11 protein-coding genes are annotated in these 15,748 nt (G+C 74.2%); 9 read left to right on the top strand and 2 right to left on the bottom strand.

Annotation, left to right across the window (positions count from 1 at the left end):
• The first annotated feature begins 125 nt into the window (after positions 1-125).
• The 9 genes from AB0K92_RS07850 to AB0K92_RS07810 all read left to right on the top strand — a co-directional run bounded on the left by AB0K92_RS07850 (position 126) and on the right by AB0K92_RS07810 (position 12,025).
• On the top strand, positions 126-506 hold the full coding sequence (locus AB0K92_RS07850) for a hypothetical protein (protein WP_365920449.1): 381 nt from the start codon (positions 126-128) through the stop codon (positions 504-506).
• Complete coding sequence (locus AB0K92_RS07845) at positions 503-2,263, top strand: SDR family oxidoreductase (RefSeq protein ID WP_365920447.1); 1,761 nt, start codon at positions 503-505, stop codon at positions 2,261-2,263. Before AB0K92_RS07850 ends, AB0K92_RS07845 begins: the two co-directional genes overlap by 4 nt.
• A 102-nt stretch (positions 2,264-2,365) precedes the next feature.
• Positions 2,366-3,247 carry a DUF2797 domain-containing protein gene (locus AB0K92_RS07840; protein WP_365920445.1) on the top strand — a complete coding sequence of 294 codons (882 nt, stop codon included), beginning with the start codon at positions 2,366-2,368 and terminating at the stop codon, positions 3,245-3,247.
• 241 nt (positions 3,248-3,488) lie between these two features.
• Positions 3,489-4,229, top strand: a complete 741-nt coding sequence (locus AB0K92_RS07835; RefSeq protein WP_166000279.1) for a response regulator transcription factor — start codon at positions 3,489-3,491, stop codon at positions 4,227-4,229.
• 119 nt (positions 4,230-4,348) lie between these two features.
• A complete protein-coding gene (locus AB0K92_RS07830; protein ID WP_365920443.1) occupies positions 4,349-6,109 on the top strand; it encodes a HAMP domain-containing sensor histidine kinase in 1,761 nt (586 codons plus the stop codon).
• Positions 6,110-6,123: 14 nt separating this feature from the next.
• The gene (locus tag AB0K92_RS07825; RefSeq protein ID WP_365920441.1) at positions 6,124-7,386 is read left to right on the top strand and encodes a bifunctional glycosyltransferase family 2/GtrA family protein; all 1,263 of its coding nucleotides are present in this window, start codon (positions 6,124-6,126) and stop codon (positions 7,384-7,386) included.
• Positions 7,383-9,605: a glycosyltransferase family 39 protein gene (locus AB0K92_RS07820; protein WP_365920439.1), complete on the top strand. Its 2,223-nt coding sequence runs from the start codon at positions 7,383-7,385 to the stop codon at positions 9,603-9,605. Before AB0K92_RS07825 ends, AB0K92_RS07820 begins: the two co-directional genes overlap by 4 nt.
• A 58-nt stretch (positions 9,606-9,663) precedes the next feature.
• A complete protein-coding gene (locus AB0K92_RS07815; protein WP_365920437.1) occupies positions 9,664-11,136 on the top strand; it encodes an MFS transporter in 1,473 nt (490 codons plus the stop codon).
• A gap of 115 nt (positions 11,137-11,251) precedes the next feature.
• Positions 11,252-12,025, top strand: coding sequence for a TetR/AcrR family transcriptional regulator (locus AB0K92_RS07810; protein WP_365920435.1), 774 nt, complete (start codon positions 11,252-11,254; stop codon positions 12,023-12,025).
• A 137-nt stretch (positions 12,026-12,162) separates the two neighbouring features.
• On the opposite strand, the gene AB0K92_RS07805 is transcribed toward AB0K92_RS07810, so the two are convergent.
• Both AB0K92_RS07805 and AB0K92_RS07800 read right to left on the bottom strand, forming a co-directional pair.
• Positions 12,163-12,987, bottom strand: coding sequence for a YceI family protein (locus AB0K92_RS07805; RefSeq protein WP_365920433.1), 825 nt, complete (start codon positions 12,985-12,987; stop codon positions 12,163-12,165).
• Between the two features lie 77 nt (positions 12,988-13,064).
• A complete protein-coding gene (locus AB0K92_RS07800; RefSeq protein ID WP_365920431.1) occupies positions 13,065-15,737 on the bottom strand; it encodes an MFS transporter in 2,673 nt (890 codons plus the stop codon).
• Positions 15,738-15,748: the final 11 nt, after the last annotated feature.

Raw genomic sequence — 15,748 nt, 5'->3', positions numbered from 1 at the left:
TCGCGTGACGGACGCGTAGCGCAGCCGGGAGGCGTGCGTGCGGCGCAGGCGAAGGGGCCGGGCATGACGGCAGGGGCGACGACCGCGACGACCGCGGGGGCGACCGCGCGGCGGCGGGGGCGGCGGTGACGGGCTCGCTCTCCGCGACGGAACCGGGCGGGTTCCGGCGGGGCCGGCGGCCGGCGTACGCGTGCGCGGAGGCCGTGGCCGCGCGGCTGGAGCCGGGGACGCCGTTGATCCCCGACATGGCCCCCGCGCACGGCGGGTACACGGCCGGCATCGGCTGTTCCGGCTCCCTCGGCCCCCGCCCCGTGCGGGGCAAGCACGTCTCCGACCACCCGCCGCAGCCCGGTCCGTGGGCGGTCGGACCCCGTCCCGGCTTCCGGGGCACCGGCGCGAAGTCCGAGGAGATCCTGGTCGTCACCGACTCCCGGGACCCCGAGGCGAGCGCCTTCCGGCTCGACGACGATCTGCCGCACCCGCGGCGCTGGACGGAGGAGACGTGACGGTGCTCAGGGGCGCGCGGGAGCGCTGGGTGCGGACCGGGGGCGTGGAGCTGTGCGTGGCCGAGCTGGGCGACCCCGGGCGGCCGACGGTCGTCCTGGTGCACGGCTATCCGGACAGCAAGGAGGTCTGGTCGGAGGTCGCGGCCCGCCTCGCCGGCCGCTTCCACGTGGTGCTCTACGACGTGCGCGGCCACGGCCGTTCCACGGCTCCGCGGCCGCTGCGGGGCGGATTCACGCTGGAGAAGCTGACCGACGACTTCCTCGCCGTCGTGGACGCGGTCAGCCCCGGCCGGCCGGTGCACCTGGTCGGGCACGACTGGGGTTCGGTGCAGTCCTGGGAGTTCGTCACGGTCCGGCGCACCGAGGGGCGCGTCGCCTCCTTCACCTCCATCTCCGGGCCGTCCCTCGACCACTTCGGGCACTGGATCGACAAGCGCCTCAAGCGGCCCACCCCGCGCCGGGTCGGGCAGCTCCTCGGGCAGGGCGCCAAGTCCTGGTACGTCTACCTGCTGCACACGCCCGGCCTGCCCGAACGCGCCTGGCGCGGGCCGCTGGGCAAGGCGTGGCCGCGGCTCCTGGAGCGCTTCGAGCGGACACCGCGCGGTGCGTATCCGACCGGCTCGCTGCCCGAGGACGCCGCCCACGGGGCGTGGCTGTACCGCGACAACGTCCGCGCGCGGCTGCGGCGGCCCCGCGCGGACGCGTACGCGCACGTGCCCGTGCAGCTCGTCACGCCCCTCGGGGACGTGTTCCTGTCCGAGAAGCTGTACGACGAGCTGGAGCGGTGGGTCCCGCGGCTGACCCGGCGGACGCTGAACGCCCGCCACTGGGTGCCGCGGACGCGGCCCGACCAGCTCGCCGCGTGGATCGACGAGTTCGTGACCGGCGTGGAGGACGGGCGCACCGCCCCGGTGGCCGGGAGCGGGCGGCACGCCGAGCGGTTCGGCGGGCAGCTCGTGCTGGTCACCGGCGCGGGCAGCGGGATCGGGCGGGCCACGGCGTACGCGTTCGCCGAGGCCGGGGCGCGGGTGATCGCCGTCGACCGGGACGCGGAAGCGGCGGCCCGTACGGCCGGGACGGCGCGGCTGCTGGGGGCGCCGGCGGCGTGGGCGGAGACGGTGGACGTCTCCGACGAGCGGCAGATGGAGAAGCTCGCGGAGCGGGTGGCCGCGGAGTACGGCGTCGTGGACGTGCTCGTGAACAACGCGGGGATCGGGCTGTCCGGCTCGTTCTTCGACACCACCCCGGAGGACTGGAGGAAGGTCCTCGACGTCAACCTGTGGGGGGTCATCCACGGGTGCCGGCTGTTCGGCGGGCAGATGACCGCGCGGGGGCAGGGCGGGCACATCGTCAACGTCGCCTCGGCGGCGGCGTACCAGCCGTCCCGGGTGCTCGCCGCGTACGGCACCTCCAAGGCGGCGGTGCTGATGCTCAGCGAGTGCCTGCGGGCGGAGCTGGCGGGGCAGGGGATCGGGGTGAGCGCGATCTGCCCCGGGCTGGTGAACACGAACATCACCGCGACGGCGCGGTTCGCGGGGGCGGAGGCCGAGGAGGAGCTGCGGCGGCAGAAGCGGGCGGTGCGGCTGTACGGACTGCGCAACTATCCGCCCGAGAAGGTCGCCGACGCGGTGCTGCGGGCCGTGGCGCGGAACGAGGCGGTGGTGCCGGTGACGCCGGAGGCGCGGGGAGCGCGGGTGCTGGCGCGGGTCGCGCCGGGGCTGTTGCGGGGGCTGGCTCGGGTGCGGCCGCCTGTGTGAGGGGTGGTGTTTCCCACGCGCACTGCCCTCGCGCGCGTCGTGCGCGTCGTCGCCGACGACGTGCGGTGGCACTGTCAGTGCCTCCCCCTACGCTCGACAGGGATGACTCGGATCTGGAAGTGCTCGGGGCTGCGGTGGGATCGCGGGGGGCCCGTGTTGTGGTGGGAGGGCGGGGTGGGGAGTGGGCTGACGTGGGGGAAGAGGGTCGCCTTCCGGGTCGTGGAGGGGAGCGCGCGCCGGTGTGTGGGGGCCCGGGGGAACGCCTGTCCGGTGGGGGCCGTGGTCGCGGGGCGGAGTGTCGGGGCCCGGTGTGAGGAGTGCGCGCGGCTGGAGCGGGCGCACTCCGTGGCGGCCGACACGGTCGCGGACGATCCGCGGCCCTACCGGGTCTACCTCGCCTGGTTCGGGCCCGGTCTGAGCAAGGTCGGGATCACGGCCGTCGAGCGGGGGTCCGCGCGGCTGCTGGAGCAGGGCGCGGTCTGTTTCAGCTGGCTGGGGGTGGGTCCCCTCATGGCGGCGCGGCGCGCGGAGGAGCTGCTGCGGGCCGCGCTCGGGGTGCCGGACCGGATCCCGTACGCCGACAAGCGCGCGGTGCGGGCCGCGCTGCCGCCGACGGAGGCCGAGCGCGCGGCGGAGCCGGGCGAGCTGCACGCCCGCGCGGTCACGCTCGACGGCTGGCCGGAGTCACTGGAGGTCCAGCCGTTCCGGCCCGTGGACCACGTGGCCGCGTTCGGACTCGCCGCCGCCCCGCCCGCCGGCGCCGAGGTGACCGAGCTGGTGCCCGGCGGGGCGGTCGGCGGGGAGCTGGTCGCGGCCGCCGGGCCCGATCTGCACCTGGACACCGGAAGTGGCGGCGGAGTCGTCGTTCTCGACACGCGGTTGATGAGGGGGTGGGACCTCGTGACCGCCGCCGGGGAGGAGGTGTCCGTGCCGGTGCGGAGGCTGCGCGGAGCCGACGAGCACGAGCAGCACCGGCTGTTCTGAGCGGCACCGGCTGTTCTGAGCGGCGCGGGCCGTTCTGAGGGGGGCTGTTCCGAGCAGCGCGGACCGAGCCGGAGCTGTGGTCCGTTCCGGAGCCGCGCGGGGCGGTCCGGAGCCGTGGGCCGGTCAGAAGCCGTGGGGCGGCCGAGCGTGCCGCGCGCCTCCCCGCCGCGCCTGTGGGTTTCTCAGGGAAATCACAGGTTGCCGAAAGGGCGCTCTCAGAGGACCCCGACAGGGTGCTGGCATGACCACGATCTCGCCCCGGGGGCGCACCGAACTGCTGAGGCCGGACGGGAGCCCCGTCCGGGTGCTCGTGGTGGACGACGAGCTGTCGATCACCGAGCTGCTGTCCATGGCCCTGCGCTACGAGGGATGGCAGATCCGTACCGCGGGCGACGGGCAGGGCGCCGTGCGGACCGCGCGGGAGTTCCGGCCGGACGCGGTGGTCCTCGACATGATGCTGCCGGACATGGACGGGCTCAGCGTGCTCGGGCGGCTGCGCCGCGAGCTGCCGGACGTCCCCGTCCTGTTCCTGACCGCCAAGGACGCCGTCGAGGACCGTATCGCCGGACTCACCGCGGGCGGCGACGACTACGTCACCAAGCCCTTCTCGCTGGAAGAGGTCGTCGCCCGGCTGCGCGGGCTGATCCGCCGCTCCGGCGCCGCCGACCGCCGCTCCGAGTCCCTCCTCGTCGTCGGCGACCTCACCCTCGACGAGGACAGCCACGAGGTCACCCGCGGCGGCGACTCCATCCACCTCACCGCCACCGAGTTCGAGCTGCTGCGCTTCCTGATGCGCAACCCGCGGCGGGTGCTCAGCAAGGCGCAGATCCTCGACCGGGTCTGGTCGTACGACTTCGGCGGGCAGGCGAACGTCGTCGAGCTGTACATCTCCTATCTGCGGCGGAAGATCGACGCCGGCCGTGAGCCGATGATCCACACCCGGCGCGGCGCCGGTTATCTGATCAAGCCCGCCGCGTCGTGACCGGCCGGCGGGCTCCGCGTCCGCGGCGGCGGCCGGCCCCCGAACGGCGACCGCGTCCGCGGCGGCGCCGGGCGGGGCAGCCGCGCACCCTGCGGACGCGGCTGGTCGTCGCCTCCGTCGTGCTGATCGCCGTCGTCTGCGCGGTGATCGGCACGGTGACCACCCTCGCCCTGCGCTCCCACCTCTACGAGCAGCTGGACGGCCGGCTCAAGGAGGCCGCCGCCCGCGCCGCCCACGGGTTCGTCCCGCCGGAGCAGGACGCGGACGACACCACCGGCCCGCCCGCCGGACAGGACACCGGACAGGGTGACGGGCAGGACACGGGCCAGGGCTCCGGACAGGACGCAGGCCAGGGCGACGGACAGGACACCCCACAAGGCGACGGGCCGGAGGAGAGTCACCGGAAGATCGACCTGACCTCGTTTGTCGAGCGCGGCCCGCAGCCCATCGGCACCATCGCCGCCGAGGTCCGCGACGGCGCCATCACGGACGCCAAGGTCGGCAGGAAGGCCAACGACGACAACAACGTCCCCCAGCTGAACGGCGAGTCGCTCAGCGCCTCCCAGACCGCCGCGCTCGGCACGGTGCCCCGCGACGACAAGGCGCACGCCGTGGACGTCCCGGGCCTCGGCGGCTACCTCGCCCGCTACGAGACCGGCCCCAACGGCAGCTACTACGTGGCCGTCCCCACCGCCGACGTCACCGGCACCGTCAGCACCCTGATCCTCGTCGAGGTCAGCGTCACCGCAGCCGGACTGATCGCAGCCTCCCTCGCCGGCGCGGTCATCGTCGGCGTCGCCACCCGCCCGCTGCGCCGGGTCGCCGCCACCGCCACCCGGGTCTCCGAACTCCCCCTGCACAGCGGCGAGGTCAACCTCGACGAGCGGGTCCCGGAGTCGGAGTGCGACCCGCACACCGAGGTCGGCCGGGTCGGCGCCGCGCTCAACCGGATGCTGGACCACGTCCACGGCGCCCTGCACGCCCGCCAGCGGAGCGAGACGCGGGTCCGGCAGTTCGTCGCCGACGCCAGCCACGAGCTCAGGACCCCGCTGGCCTCCATCCGCGGCTACGCCGAGCTGACCCGGCGCGGCCGGGAGGCGGTCGGCCCCGACACCCGGCACGCGCTCGGCCGTATCGAGTCCGAGGCGGCGCGGATGACCCTCCTGGTGGAGGATCTGCTGCTGCTCGCGCGCCTCGACGCCGGCCGCCCGCTCCGGTTCGAGCAGACCGACCTCGTCCCGCTCGTCGTGGACACGGTCAGCGACGCGCGCGCCGCGGGCCGGGACCACGTCTGGCGGCTCGGCCTGCCCGACGAGCCCGCGCTCGTCCACGCGGACGCCGCCCGCCTCCAGCAGGTCCTCGTCAACCTGCTGGCCAACGCCCGCACCCACACCCCGCCCGGTACGACCGTCACCGCGCGGGTGCGCCGGGAGGGGCCGTGGCTGTGCGTGGACGTGAGCGACGACGGTCCGGGCATCCCGCCCGAGCTGCTGCCGCACGTCTTCGAACGGTTCGCGCGCGGCGACTCGGCGCGCTCCCGCGCCACCGGTTCCACGGGTCTGGGCCTGGCGATCGTGCAGGCCGTGGTGAGCGCCCACGGCGGCACCGTGACCGTGGACAGCGTCCCCGGCAGGACGGTGTTCACCGTACGCCTGCCCGCGCCGGCGCCCGTGCCCGCGCCCGCACTCGCACTCGCGCCCGCACCCCCACCCGTGCCCGCGCCCGCACTCGCACTCGCGCCCGCACCCCCACCCGTGCCTGCACCCCCACCCCCACCCCTGCCCGCACTCGCGCCCGCACCCGCACCGCCACCCCCCGCTCACCCCCGGCACTCACAGTCCCGCCACAGCCTCACCACACGGGCGCGACAGGGGAGTTGAGAAGAGTCGGTGCCATGCGAACCGACTCTTCTCCCGGCACCCTGCCGGCGCGGGAGCACCTCCCGGCCGCCGGAGCCGGTACGCCTGTCCTGGACGTAGTGATTCCCGTCTACAACGAGGAGAAGGACCTCCAGCCGTGCGTGCTGCGGCTGCACGACCACCTGGCGCGCACGTTCCCGTACGCCTTCCGCATCACCATCGCGGACAACGCGTCGACGGACGCCACCCCGCGGGTCGCCGCCGCCCTCGCGGCGCACCTGCCGCGGGTGCGGTCGGTACGGCTGGAGCAGAAGGGCCGCGGGCGGGCCCTGCGCACCGTCTGGTCGGCCTCGGACGCCCCCGTCCTCGCCTACATGGACGTGGACCTGTCCACCGACCTCAACGCGCTCCTCCCGCTGGTCGCCCCGCTGATCTCCGGCCACTCGGACCTGGCGATCGGCTCCCGGCTGGCCGGCGGCTCGCGCGTGGTGCGCGGCGCCAAGCGGGAGTTCATCAGCCGCTCGTACAACCTCATCCTCCGCGGCTCCCTCCAGGCCCGTTTCTCGGACGCCCAGTGCGGCTTCAAGGCGATCCGCCGCGATGTCGCCCAGGTGCTGCTGCCGCTGGTGGAGGACACCGGCTGGTTCTTCGACACCGAGATGCTGGTGCTCGCCGAGCGCGCGGGCCTGCGCATCCACGAGGTGCCCGTCGACTGGGTCGACGACCCCGACTCGACCGTGCACATCGTGAGGACCGCCACCGAGGACCTGAAGGGCGTCTTGCGGGTGGGCAGGGCGCTGGCCACCGGATCGCTGCCGCTGGACCGGCTGACCCGGCCGTTCGGCGACGACCCGCGCGACCGCCGGCTCACCGACGTCCCCCGGGGCCTGGCCCGCCAGCTGCTCGGCTTCTGCGTCGTCGGCGCCCTGTCCACCCTGTGCTACCTGCTCCTCTACAGCGGCTTCCGCTCCGCGACCGGTTCGCAGACCGCCAACGCGCTCGCGCTGCTGCTCTCCGCCGTCGCCAACACGGCGGCCAACCGGCGCCTCACCTTCGGGGTGCGCGGGCGCGGCGGCGCGGTGCGGCACCAGGCACAGGGCCTGGTCGTCTTCGCCATCGGTCTCGCCCTCACCAGCGGCTCCCTCGCCGCGCTCGGCGCGGCCACCTCCGACCCGGCGCGCTCCACCGAACTCGCGGTCCTGATCGCCGCCAACCTCGCGGCCACGGTGCTGCGCTTCCTGCTCTTCCGGGCCTGGGTCTTCCCGGACCACGACACCGATCCAAGGGGCTCCCGATGACCGAGACCGTGCCCGCGACCACACCCACGCCCGCGACCACGCCCACCACCACACCCACGCCTACGAGCGCGCCCGCGCCCGCGTCCCCGCCGCACGGCCCGCCCGCCGGCCCGCCCGCCACCGCCGAGCCTCCCTCCCCCGTCCGCCGGCTGTGGCGCGGCCGCCCCGACGACCCCCGCTGGGCCCGCCCCGCCTTCCTCGGCGCACTGCTCCTCATCGGCGCGCTGTACACCTGGAACCTGACGGCGTCCGGCTACGCCAACTCCTTCTACTCCGCGGCCGTCCAGGCCGGCAGCCGGTCCTGGAAGGCGTTCTTCTTCGGTTCGCTCGACGCGGGCAACGCCATCACCGTCGACAAGCCCCCCGCCGCCCTGTGGCCGATGGCGCTGTCGGTGCGGCTGCTCGGCCTGAACTCCTTCGCGATCCTGTTCCCGCAGGTGCTGATGGCGGTGGCGACGGCCGGTGTGCTGTACGCGTCCGTCCGCCGCCGCTTCGCCGCCCCGGCCGGGCTGCTCACCATGGCGGTCTTCGCGCTGACGCCGGTCGCCGCGCTGATGTTCCGCTTCAACAACCCGGACGCGGCCCTCGCGCTGCTCATGACCTGCGCCGTGTACGGCACCCAGCGCGCCCTGGAGGAAGCGCGGACGAAGTGGCTGGTGTGGGCGGGCACGGCGATCGGACTGGCCTTCCTGGTCAAGACCCTCCAGGCCTTCCTGATCCTGCCGGTGCTCGCGCTGGTCTACGCCGTGCTGGCCCCCGCCCCGCTGCGCAGGCGCGTCGGCCAGGTGCTGCTCGCCGGACTCGCGATGGTCGTCGCGGGCGGCTGGTGGGTGGCGGTCGTGGAGCTGTGGCCGGCGTCCTCGCGGCCGTACGTCGGCGGCTCGCAGCACAACTCCTTCCTGGAGCTGACCTTCGGCTACAACGGGCTCGGCCGGATCAACGGCGAGGAGACCGGCAGTGTCGGCGGCGGCCAGGGCGGCGGCTGGGGCGAGACCGGCTGGGACCGGATGTTCGGCGCGACCATCGGCGGCCAGGTCTCCTGGCTGATCCCGGCGGCGCTGATCCTCCTCGTGGCTGCCCTGTTCGCCACCCGCAAGCCGAACCGCACCGACCCCACCCGCGCGGTGTTCCTCCTCTGGGGCGGCTCCCTGCTGATCACCATGGTGATCTTCAGCTTCATGCAGGGCATCTTCCACGAGTACTACACCGTCGCCCTCGCGCCGTACGTCGCCGCGCTGACCGGCATGGGCACGGCCCTGCTGTGGCGGGAGCGCGGCCGGGCCCGGGCCTCGCTGGCCCTGGCCGCCGCGATGACGGCCACCGCGGTGTGGGGCTACGTCCTGCTCGACCGCTCCGCCGCCTACCTGCCGTGGCTGAAGTGGGTGGTCCTCGCCGGCGGACTGACCGCCGCGCTCGGTCTGGTCTTCGCCGGCCGGCTCGGCCGCCGGCTGACGTTCGGCGTGATCGCGCTGGCCCTGGTGACCGGGTCGGCCGGGCCGGCGGCGTACACCCTCACCACTCTCGGCGAGGGCCACAGCGGCTCGATCGTCACGGCCGGCCCGGCGGTCGCGGGCGGCACGGGCGGCGGGCGGCCCGGCGCGGGCGGCGGCCCCGGCGGCTTCCCGGGCGGCAACCGGCAGGGCGGCCGGAACCAGGCCCCCGGCGGCCAGGACGGCGGGACGGCGAACCAGCCCCCGACGGGCGGCATCGGCGGCGCCCTCCCCGGCGGACCTGGCCCGAATCAGCAGAACGGCACCCAGCAGGACGGCACCCAGCAGGACGGCCGGCCCCAGACGCCCGCCGGGGGCACCGGCGAGGGCGGTGGCCGTGCGGGCGGCGGCATGGGCGGCCTCCTCAACGGCGCCTCCGTCTCCGACGAGGCCAGGCGGCTGCTGGAGGCGGACGCCGCGCGGTACACCTGGGCCGCCGCGGCCATCGGCTCGCAGAACGCCGCGAGCTACCAGCTGGCCACGGGCGAGCCGGTGATGGCGATCGGCGGCTTCAACGGCACCGACCCGGCCCCGACGCTCGCGCAGTTCCAGCGGTACGTCGAGGACGGCGAGATCCACTACTTCCTCGCGAGCGGCACCGGCGGCGGCACGGGCCCCGGCGGCGGCGACGGCACCTCCGCGCGGATCAGCGCCTGGGTCGAGGAGAGCTTCGAGGCGGTGACGGTCGGTTCGGCCACCTTCTACGACCTGACCCGGCCGAAGGGCTGACGCCGACGGCCCGGATAACCGCTGTACACCGTATAGGGCTGCCTATACGGTGTACAGCATGTCGTCGACCTCTCCGGTTCAGTCCCCGCACGACACCCAGGGCGGCCACCCGCGGCGCTGGCTGATCCTCGGTGTCATCTGTCTCGCCCAGCTGACGGTGCTGCTCGACAACACCGTCCTGAACGTGGCCATCCCGTCCCTCACCGAGGAACTGGACGCCGCGACCTCCGACATCCAGTGGATGATCAACGCCTACTCGCTGGTCCAGTCGGGCCTGCTGCTCACCGCCGGCAGCGCCGCCGACCGCTACGGCCGCAAGAAGATGCTGATCACCGGTCTGGCGCTGTTCGGCGCCGGCTCCCTGGTCGCCGGCCTCGCCGACTCCACCGCCCAGCTGATCGCCGCGCGGGCCGGCATGGGCGTGGGCGGCGCGCTGCTGCTGACCACCACCCTCGCCGTGGCCATGCAGATCTTCGCGCCGGAGGAGCACCCGAAGGCGATCGGCGTCTGGAGCGCGGTCAACGCGCTCGGTTTCGCCACCGGTCCGCTCGTCGGCGGCTTCATGCTGGACCACTTCTGGTGGGGCGCCATCTTCCTGATCAACCTGCCGGTCGCCGCGCTCGGCCTGGCCGCCGTCGTCGCGCTCGTGCCGGAGTCCAAGAACCCGCAGGGCGACCGGCCCGACCTGCTCGGCGCGCTGCTGTCCACCATCGGCATGTCGTCCCTGGTCTTCACGATCATCTCCGGCCCGGAGCACGGCTGGTCGTCCGGGCGGGTGCTGGCCGGCGGCACGGTCGCGGTCGTCGTCCTCGCGGTGTTCGCCCGGTGGGAGAGCCGGATCCCGTACCCCATGCTCGACCTGCACTTCTTCCGCAACCGCCGGTTCACCGGCGCGGTCGCCGGAGCCGTGCTGATCACCTTCGGGATGGGCGGCGCGCTGTTCCTGCTCACCCAGCACCTGCAGTTCGTGCTCGGCTACGGCCCGCTGGAGGCCGGCCTGCGCACGGCGCCGCTGGCGCTGGCGGTCGTGGTGCTCAACTTCTCCGGGCTGTCGGCGAAGTGGACCACCGCCCTCGGCACGCCGGTCTCCGTCCTGCTGGGCATGGTGCTGATGTCCGCCGGACTGGTGTCGATCGCGACGCTCGGCTCGGGCGGGTACGCGGGGATGCTGCTCGGGCTGGTGCTGATCGGGGTGGGCTGTGCCGTCGCCAACCCCGCGATGGCGCACGCGATCATGAGCGCGATCCCGCCCGCGAAGGCGGGCGTCGGCGCCGGGATCAACGGCACGCTGGCGGAGTTCGGCAACGGGCTCGGGGTGGCGGTACTGGGCGCGGTGCTCAACTCGCGGTTCGCGGCGGTGTCGCTGCCGGTGGCGCTGGCGGCGGCCGGCTCCGCCGTGGAGCGCGACCGGGTGGTCGACGCGTACGCCGACGGGCTGTCGCTCAGTCAGCTGGTGGGCGCCGCCGCCGTGCTGCTGGGCGGTGTCGTCGCGGCGGCGTTGCTGCGGCGGGCCGAGCGGGAAGACGCCTGAGGACCGGGGGACGCCGGGCAGGGGCGGCCGCGAGTGGTCCGCGGTGCTCCGCGCGGGTCCCCGCCCCCTAAGTTACGTGGCATGACCGGCGTCGGAATGCTCAGGAAGGTGCGCCATGGCGAAGGACGCTGCTGAGAACGCTGCGGAACGCGGGGCGGCGCGGGCCAGCGTCTGGCTGGGGGACGAGGGGCGCCGCCGGCGGGGCGGCGGGCAGCCGTCCGGGCTGGACCGGGAGCGGATCACCGAGGCGACCGTGCGGCTGCTGGACGCGGAGGGCCTGGCGAAGTTCTCCATGCGGCGGCTGGCGGCCGAGCTGAACGTCACCGCCATGTCCGTGTACTGGTACGTCGACACCAAGGACGATCTCCTGGAGCTCGCCCTGGACGCCGTCTTCGGCGAGCTGCGGCTGCCCGACCCGGACGCCGGCGAGGACTGGCGGGACCAGCTGCGGGCGCTGGCGGCGGAGTACCGGGCCCTGCTGGTGCGCCATCCCTGGGCCTCCCCGCTGGTCGGCCGGTTCCTCAACATCGGCCCGCGGAACCTGGCGTTCGCCCGTGTGGTGCAGCACATCATCCGCCGCACGGGCATGCCCGCCCACCGCATCACGAGCGCCATCGTCGCCGTCTTCCAGTTCGTCTACGGCTACGGCACCATCGAGGGCCACTTCTACACCCGCGTCGCCGACACCGGTCAGACCCCGGACGGCTTCTACGAGCAGGCCCTGCGCACGGTGAGCGAGGTGCCCGAGACCGGCGAGTTCCTCCAGGAGTCGAAGGACATCATGGCGGCCCGGGGCGGCAGCACGGTCGCCGAGATGCTGGACCGCGACTTCTCCTACGCCCTCGACCTGCTGATCGCCGGCATCGAGGCGATGGTCGAACGCGGCTGACCGGCGGGACACCCCCTACGGGGTGGTTTCCCGCGCCACCGGCCGCGCCGGGAAGCCTCCCGTCGCCGTACGAAGTCCGGCGGCTCGTTAAGCGACAGCCGGGTGGTGGTCGCGATGTCCGGTGTCCTGCCGTCGGCCTACGGCTGGGGCAGGCGCTCGCCCTGGACCGCCTGGACGTCCAGCTCGACCCGCAGGGTGGTGCCGATCGCCGCGATCCCGGCCTGCACGACCTGGTTGTAGTTCATCGCGAAGTCCTCGCGCCGCAGCTCGGCCGTCGCCCGGAACGCCGCGCGCGTCCCGCCCCACGGGTCGGCGCCGGTGCCGAGGTAGGACAGGTCCAGGTCGACCGGGCGGACGACACCGCGCATGTCCAGCTCGCCGTGGACCGTCCAGCGGTCCGGGCCGGCCGGCGACAGGCCCGCCGACCGGTAGACGATCTCCGGGAACCGCTCGGTGTCCAGGAAGTCCGCCGACCTCAGATGGGTGTCGCGCATGCCGTTGCCGGTGTCGATCGACGCCGCCCGGATCACCGCCTGCACCCGCGAGTTCACGATGTCGTCGGGCGCGATCTCGATCGACCCGCCGAAGTCGGTGAACCGCCCGCGCACGCTGGAGATGCCCAGGTGCTGGGCGACGGCGGCGACACCGGAGTGCGCCGGGTCGATCGTCCAGGGCCCCGGCGGCGGCAGCTCGGAGCCACTTCCCTGCCGGGCCAGCGTCACCGTGCCGGCCTCGATCCGCCCGCTCGCCGTGACGAGCGCCCCGGCGGCGTGCGGCGCGTACCCGACGGCGGTGACGATCACCGTGTACGCCCCGGGCGCCAGCGCGGTCGGATCGCGCACGACGCCGTCCGCGTCCGCCTCGGCCCGCAGCACCTGCGTACCGGTCATGTCGGTCAGGGTGACGACGGCGTGCGACACCGCCCATCCGTCCCGGGTACGGATTCTCGCGGTCAGTGCCATGTTCGATAACTCCTCGCAGGGAAACCGGCCCGCGGCGCGCCCTCGCTCGGAGCGCGCGCCACGGGCCGGTGGCTGGGTCACTCGCCGGGGTGGGCGAGGGTGATGTCGTGGTCGTCGACGCCCGCGCCGCCGACCGTCAGGGCGGTCGCGACGGGCGGGTAGCCGGTCGCGATGACCGTGTACTCGCCGCCGTCCAGGTCGGTGAAGGCGTACGCGCCGTCCGCCCCGGTGGTGGCCGTGCCGACCACGTTGCCCGCCGCGTCCACCAGCGTCACGCGGGCGTCCGCGAGGGGACCGTGCGGTGCCCGCACCACGCCCCGCACCCGGGCGCCGGCGTCGAGGTCGATCTCGACGCGGGTGACCCCGGTGCCGCCCACCTCGACGGGCAGGGCGCGCGGCCGGAACCCGGCGGCGTTCACCGCGACGGTCACCGGGCCGGGCACCAGCTCGGCGAAGCCGAACTCGCCCTGCTCCCCGGTGGCCGCACTGGCCAGCAGATCCCCGCGCACATCGGTGACGACGACCATCGCGTCCTTGACCGGCAGCGCGCTCCCGGCGGCCCGCACGACGCCGCTGAGCCCGCTGGTGCCGCTGAGCAGGATGTCGTACGCCACCGGCTCGTCGTGCACGACGATCGTGGAGGCCTGCGGCTGGAAGCCGTCGGCTGAGGCGATCAGCACGTAGGAGCCCGCGCCCGGCGCGTGCAGCGTGTAGGAGCCGTCGGCCTGCGCGACCGACCGGCCCAGCTGCCGCCCGGAGAGGGAGATCAGCGTGACGGCGGCCTGCGGGACGGGCGCGCTCTCGGCCCCGCGGACCTGCCCGCGCACCGGGATACCGCCACCGACCGACGCGGCGGATCCGGCGGCCTCGGCGGACGCGGCGGTGGCGTGGGACTCGGCCGACTCGGCGGACGCGGCGGTCACGTGGGCCTCGGCGGTCGTGGCGGGCCCGGCCACCGTGGCGCCGGCGAGCCGCTGTGCGCCCTCGGGTCCGGCCTCACCGGCGGCCTCGGTGACGGCGGCCATGGCCCAGGCCGGGACCTTTCCGCCAGTGTCAGTGCCGGTGCCGGTGCCGGCCTCGGCCTTCGGCTCCGCCGTCGGCCCCGCCGTCGCCCCCGCCGTCGCCCCCGCCGGGGCCGACGCCTCCGCCGCCTGTGCCAGCGCGCCCGAGGTGCGCAGCGGGACCTCCTTGATGAACAGGGTCACCAGGAAGGCGATGAACGCGATCGGCGTGACGTAGAGGAAGACGTCGGCGATGCCGTGCCCGTAGGCGCTCTCCAGCCAGTCGCGGATCGGGGCGGGCAGCAGGTCCATGTCGGGGATCTGGCCCGTGCCCATCGCCTTGGCGGCACCCGCCCGCTGCTCCGGGGTGAGCTGCCCGATGGTGTCCTCGGCGTAGTGGGTGATGCGGGTCGACATCACCGAGCCCAGCGCGGAGACGCCCACCGCGCCGCCGAGCGACCGGAAGAAGGTGACGACGGAGCTGGCGGCGCCCAGCTCGTGCGGGGCGACCTGGTTCTGCGTGGACAGCACGAGGTTCTGCATCATCATGCCGACGCCGAGACCCATGACGGCCATGTAGACGCCGATCTTCCAGTAGTCGGTGTCGTAGCGCATGGTGCCCAGCAGGCCGAGGCCCGCGGTCAGCAGCAGACCGCCGGTGACCAGCCACGCCTTCCACTTGCCGGTCTTGGTGATGATCAGGCCGGAGACGGTGGAGGAGACGAACAGACCCGCGATCATCGGGATCGTCATGACGCCGGACATCGTCGGCGACTTGTCGCGCGCCAGCTGGAAGTACTGGCTGAAGAAGACGGTGCCCGCGAACATCGCGATGCCGACGAACAGGGAGGCGACCGAGGCCAGCGTGATCGTGCGGTTGCGGAACAGGTGCAGCGGGATGATCGGCTCGGCGGCCCTCGTCTCGACGAACAGGAAGACGACGGCGAGCACGAGCGCCCCGCCGACCATGGTGTACGTCTGCCAGGACAGCCAGTCGTACTTGTCGTCGGCGAAGGTGACCCAGATGAGCAGCAGGCAGACGGCGGCGGTGATGAAGAAGGCGCCGGCCCAGTCGACCTTCACGCGGCGCCTGCTCTCCGGCAGGTGCAGGGTCTTCTGCAGCACCACCAGCGCGATCAGCGCGAACGGCACACCGACGTAGAGGCACCAGCGCCAGCCGAGCCAGTCGGTGTCGGTGATGACACCGCCGACCAGCGGACCGCCGACCGTCGCGACCGCGAACGTCGCGCCCAGGTAGCCGGAGTAGCGGCCCCGCTCCCGCGGGGAGATCATCGCGGCCATGATGATCTGGGCGAGCGCGGTGAGACCACCGGCGCCGAGGCCCTGGATGACGCGGGCGCCGATCAGCATGCCGCTGTTCTGCGACAGGCCGGCGACGACCGAGCCGACGATGTAGATCAGCAGGGCTATCTGCACCAGCGCCTTCTTGCTGACCAGGTCGGCCAGCTTGCCCCACAGCGGGGTGGACGCCGTCATCGACAGCAGGGCGGCGGTGACCACCCAGGTGTACGCGCTCTGGCCGCCGCCGAGGTCCTGGATGATCTCGGGCAGGGCGTTGGAGACGATCGTGGAGGAGAGGATGGCGGCGAACATGCCGAGCAGCAGCCCGGAGAGCGCCTCCATGATCTGCCGGTGGGTCATCGGTGCGCCGCCGGCGGAACCGCCGCCGTGGGCGCCTCCCCCGTGCCTGGCGTGAGCCCGCACACCGGCTGGTGTGGTCGTTGCCATGGGCTTCCTTT

It is taken from the genome of Streptomyces sp. NPDC052687, assembly GCF_040678395.1.
Taxonomy (GTDB): Bacteria; Actinomycetota; Actinomycetes; order Streptomycetales; family Streptomycetaceae; genus Streptomyces.
Note: the sequence above shows the minus strand (reverse complement) of the source record. Positions and strands in the feature narration are given on the sequence as shown.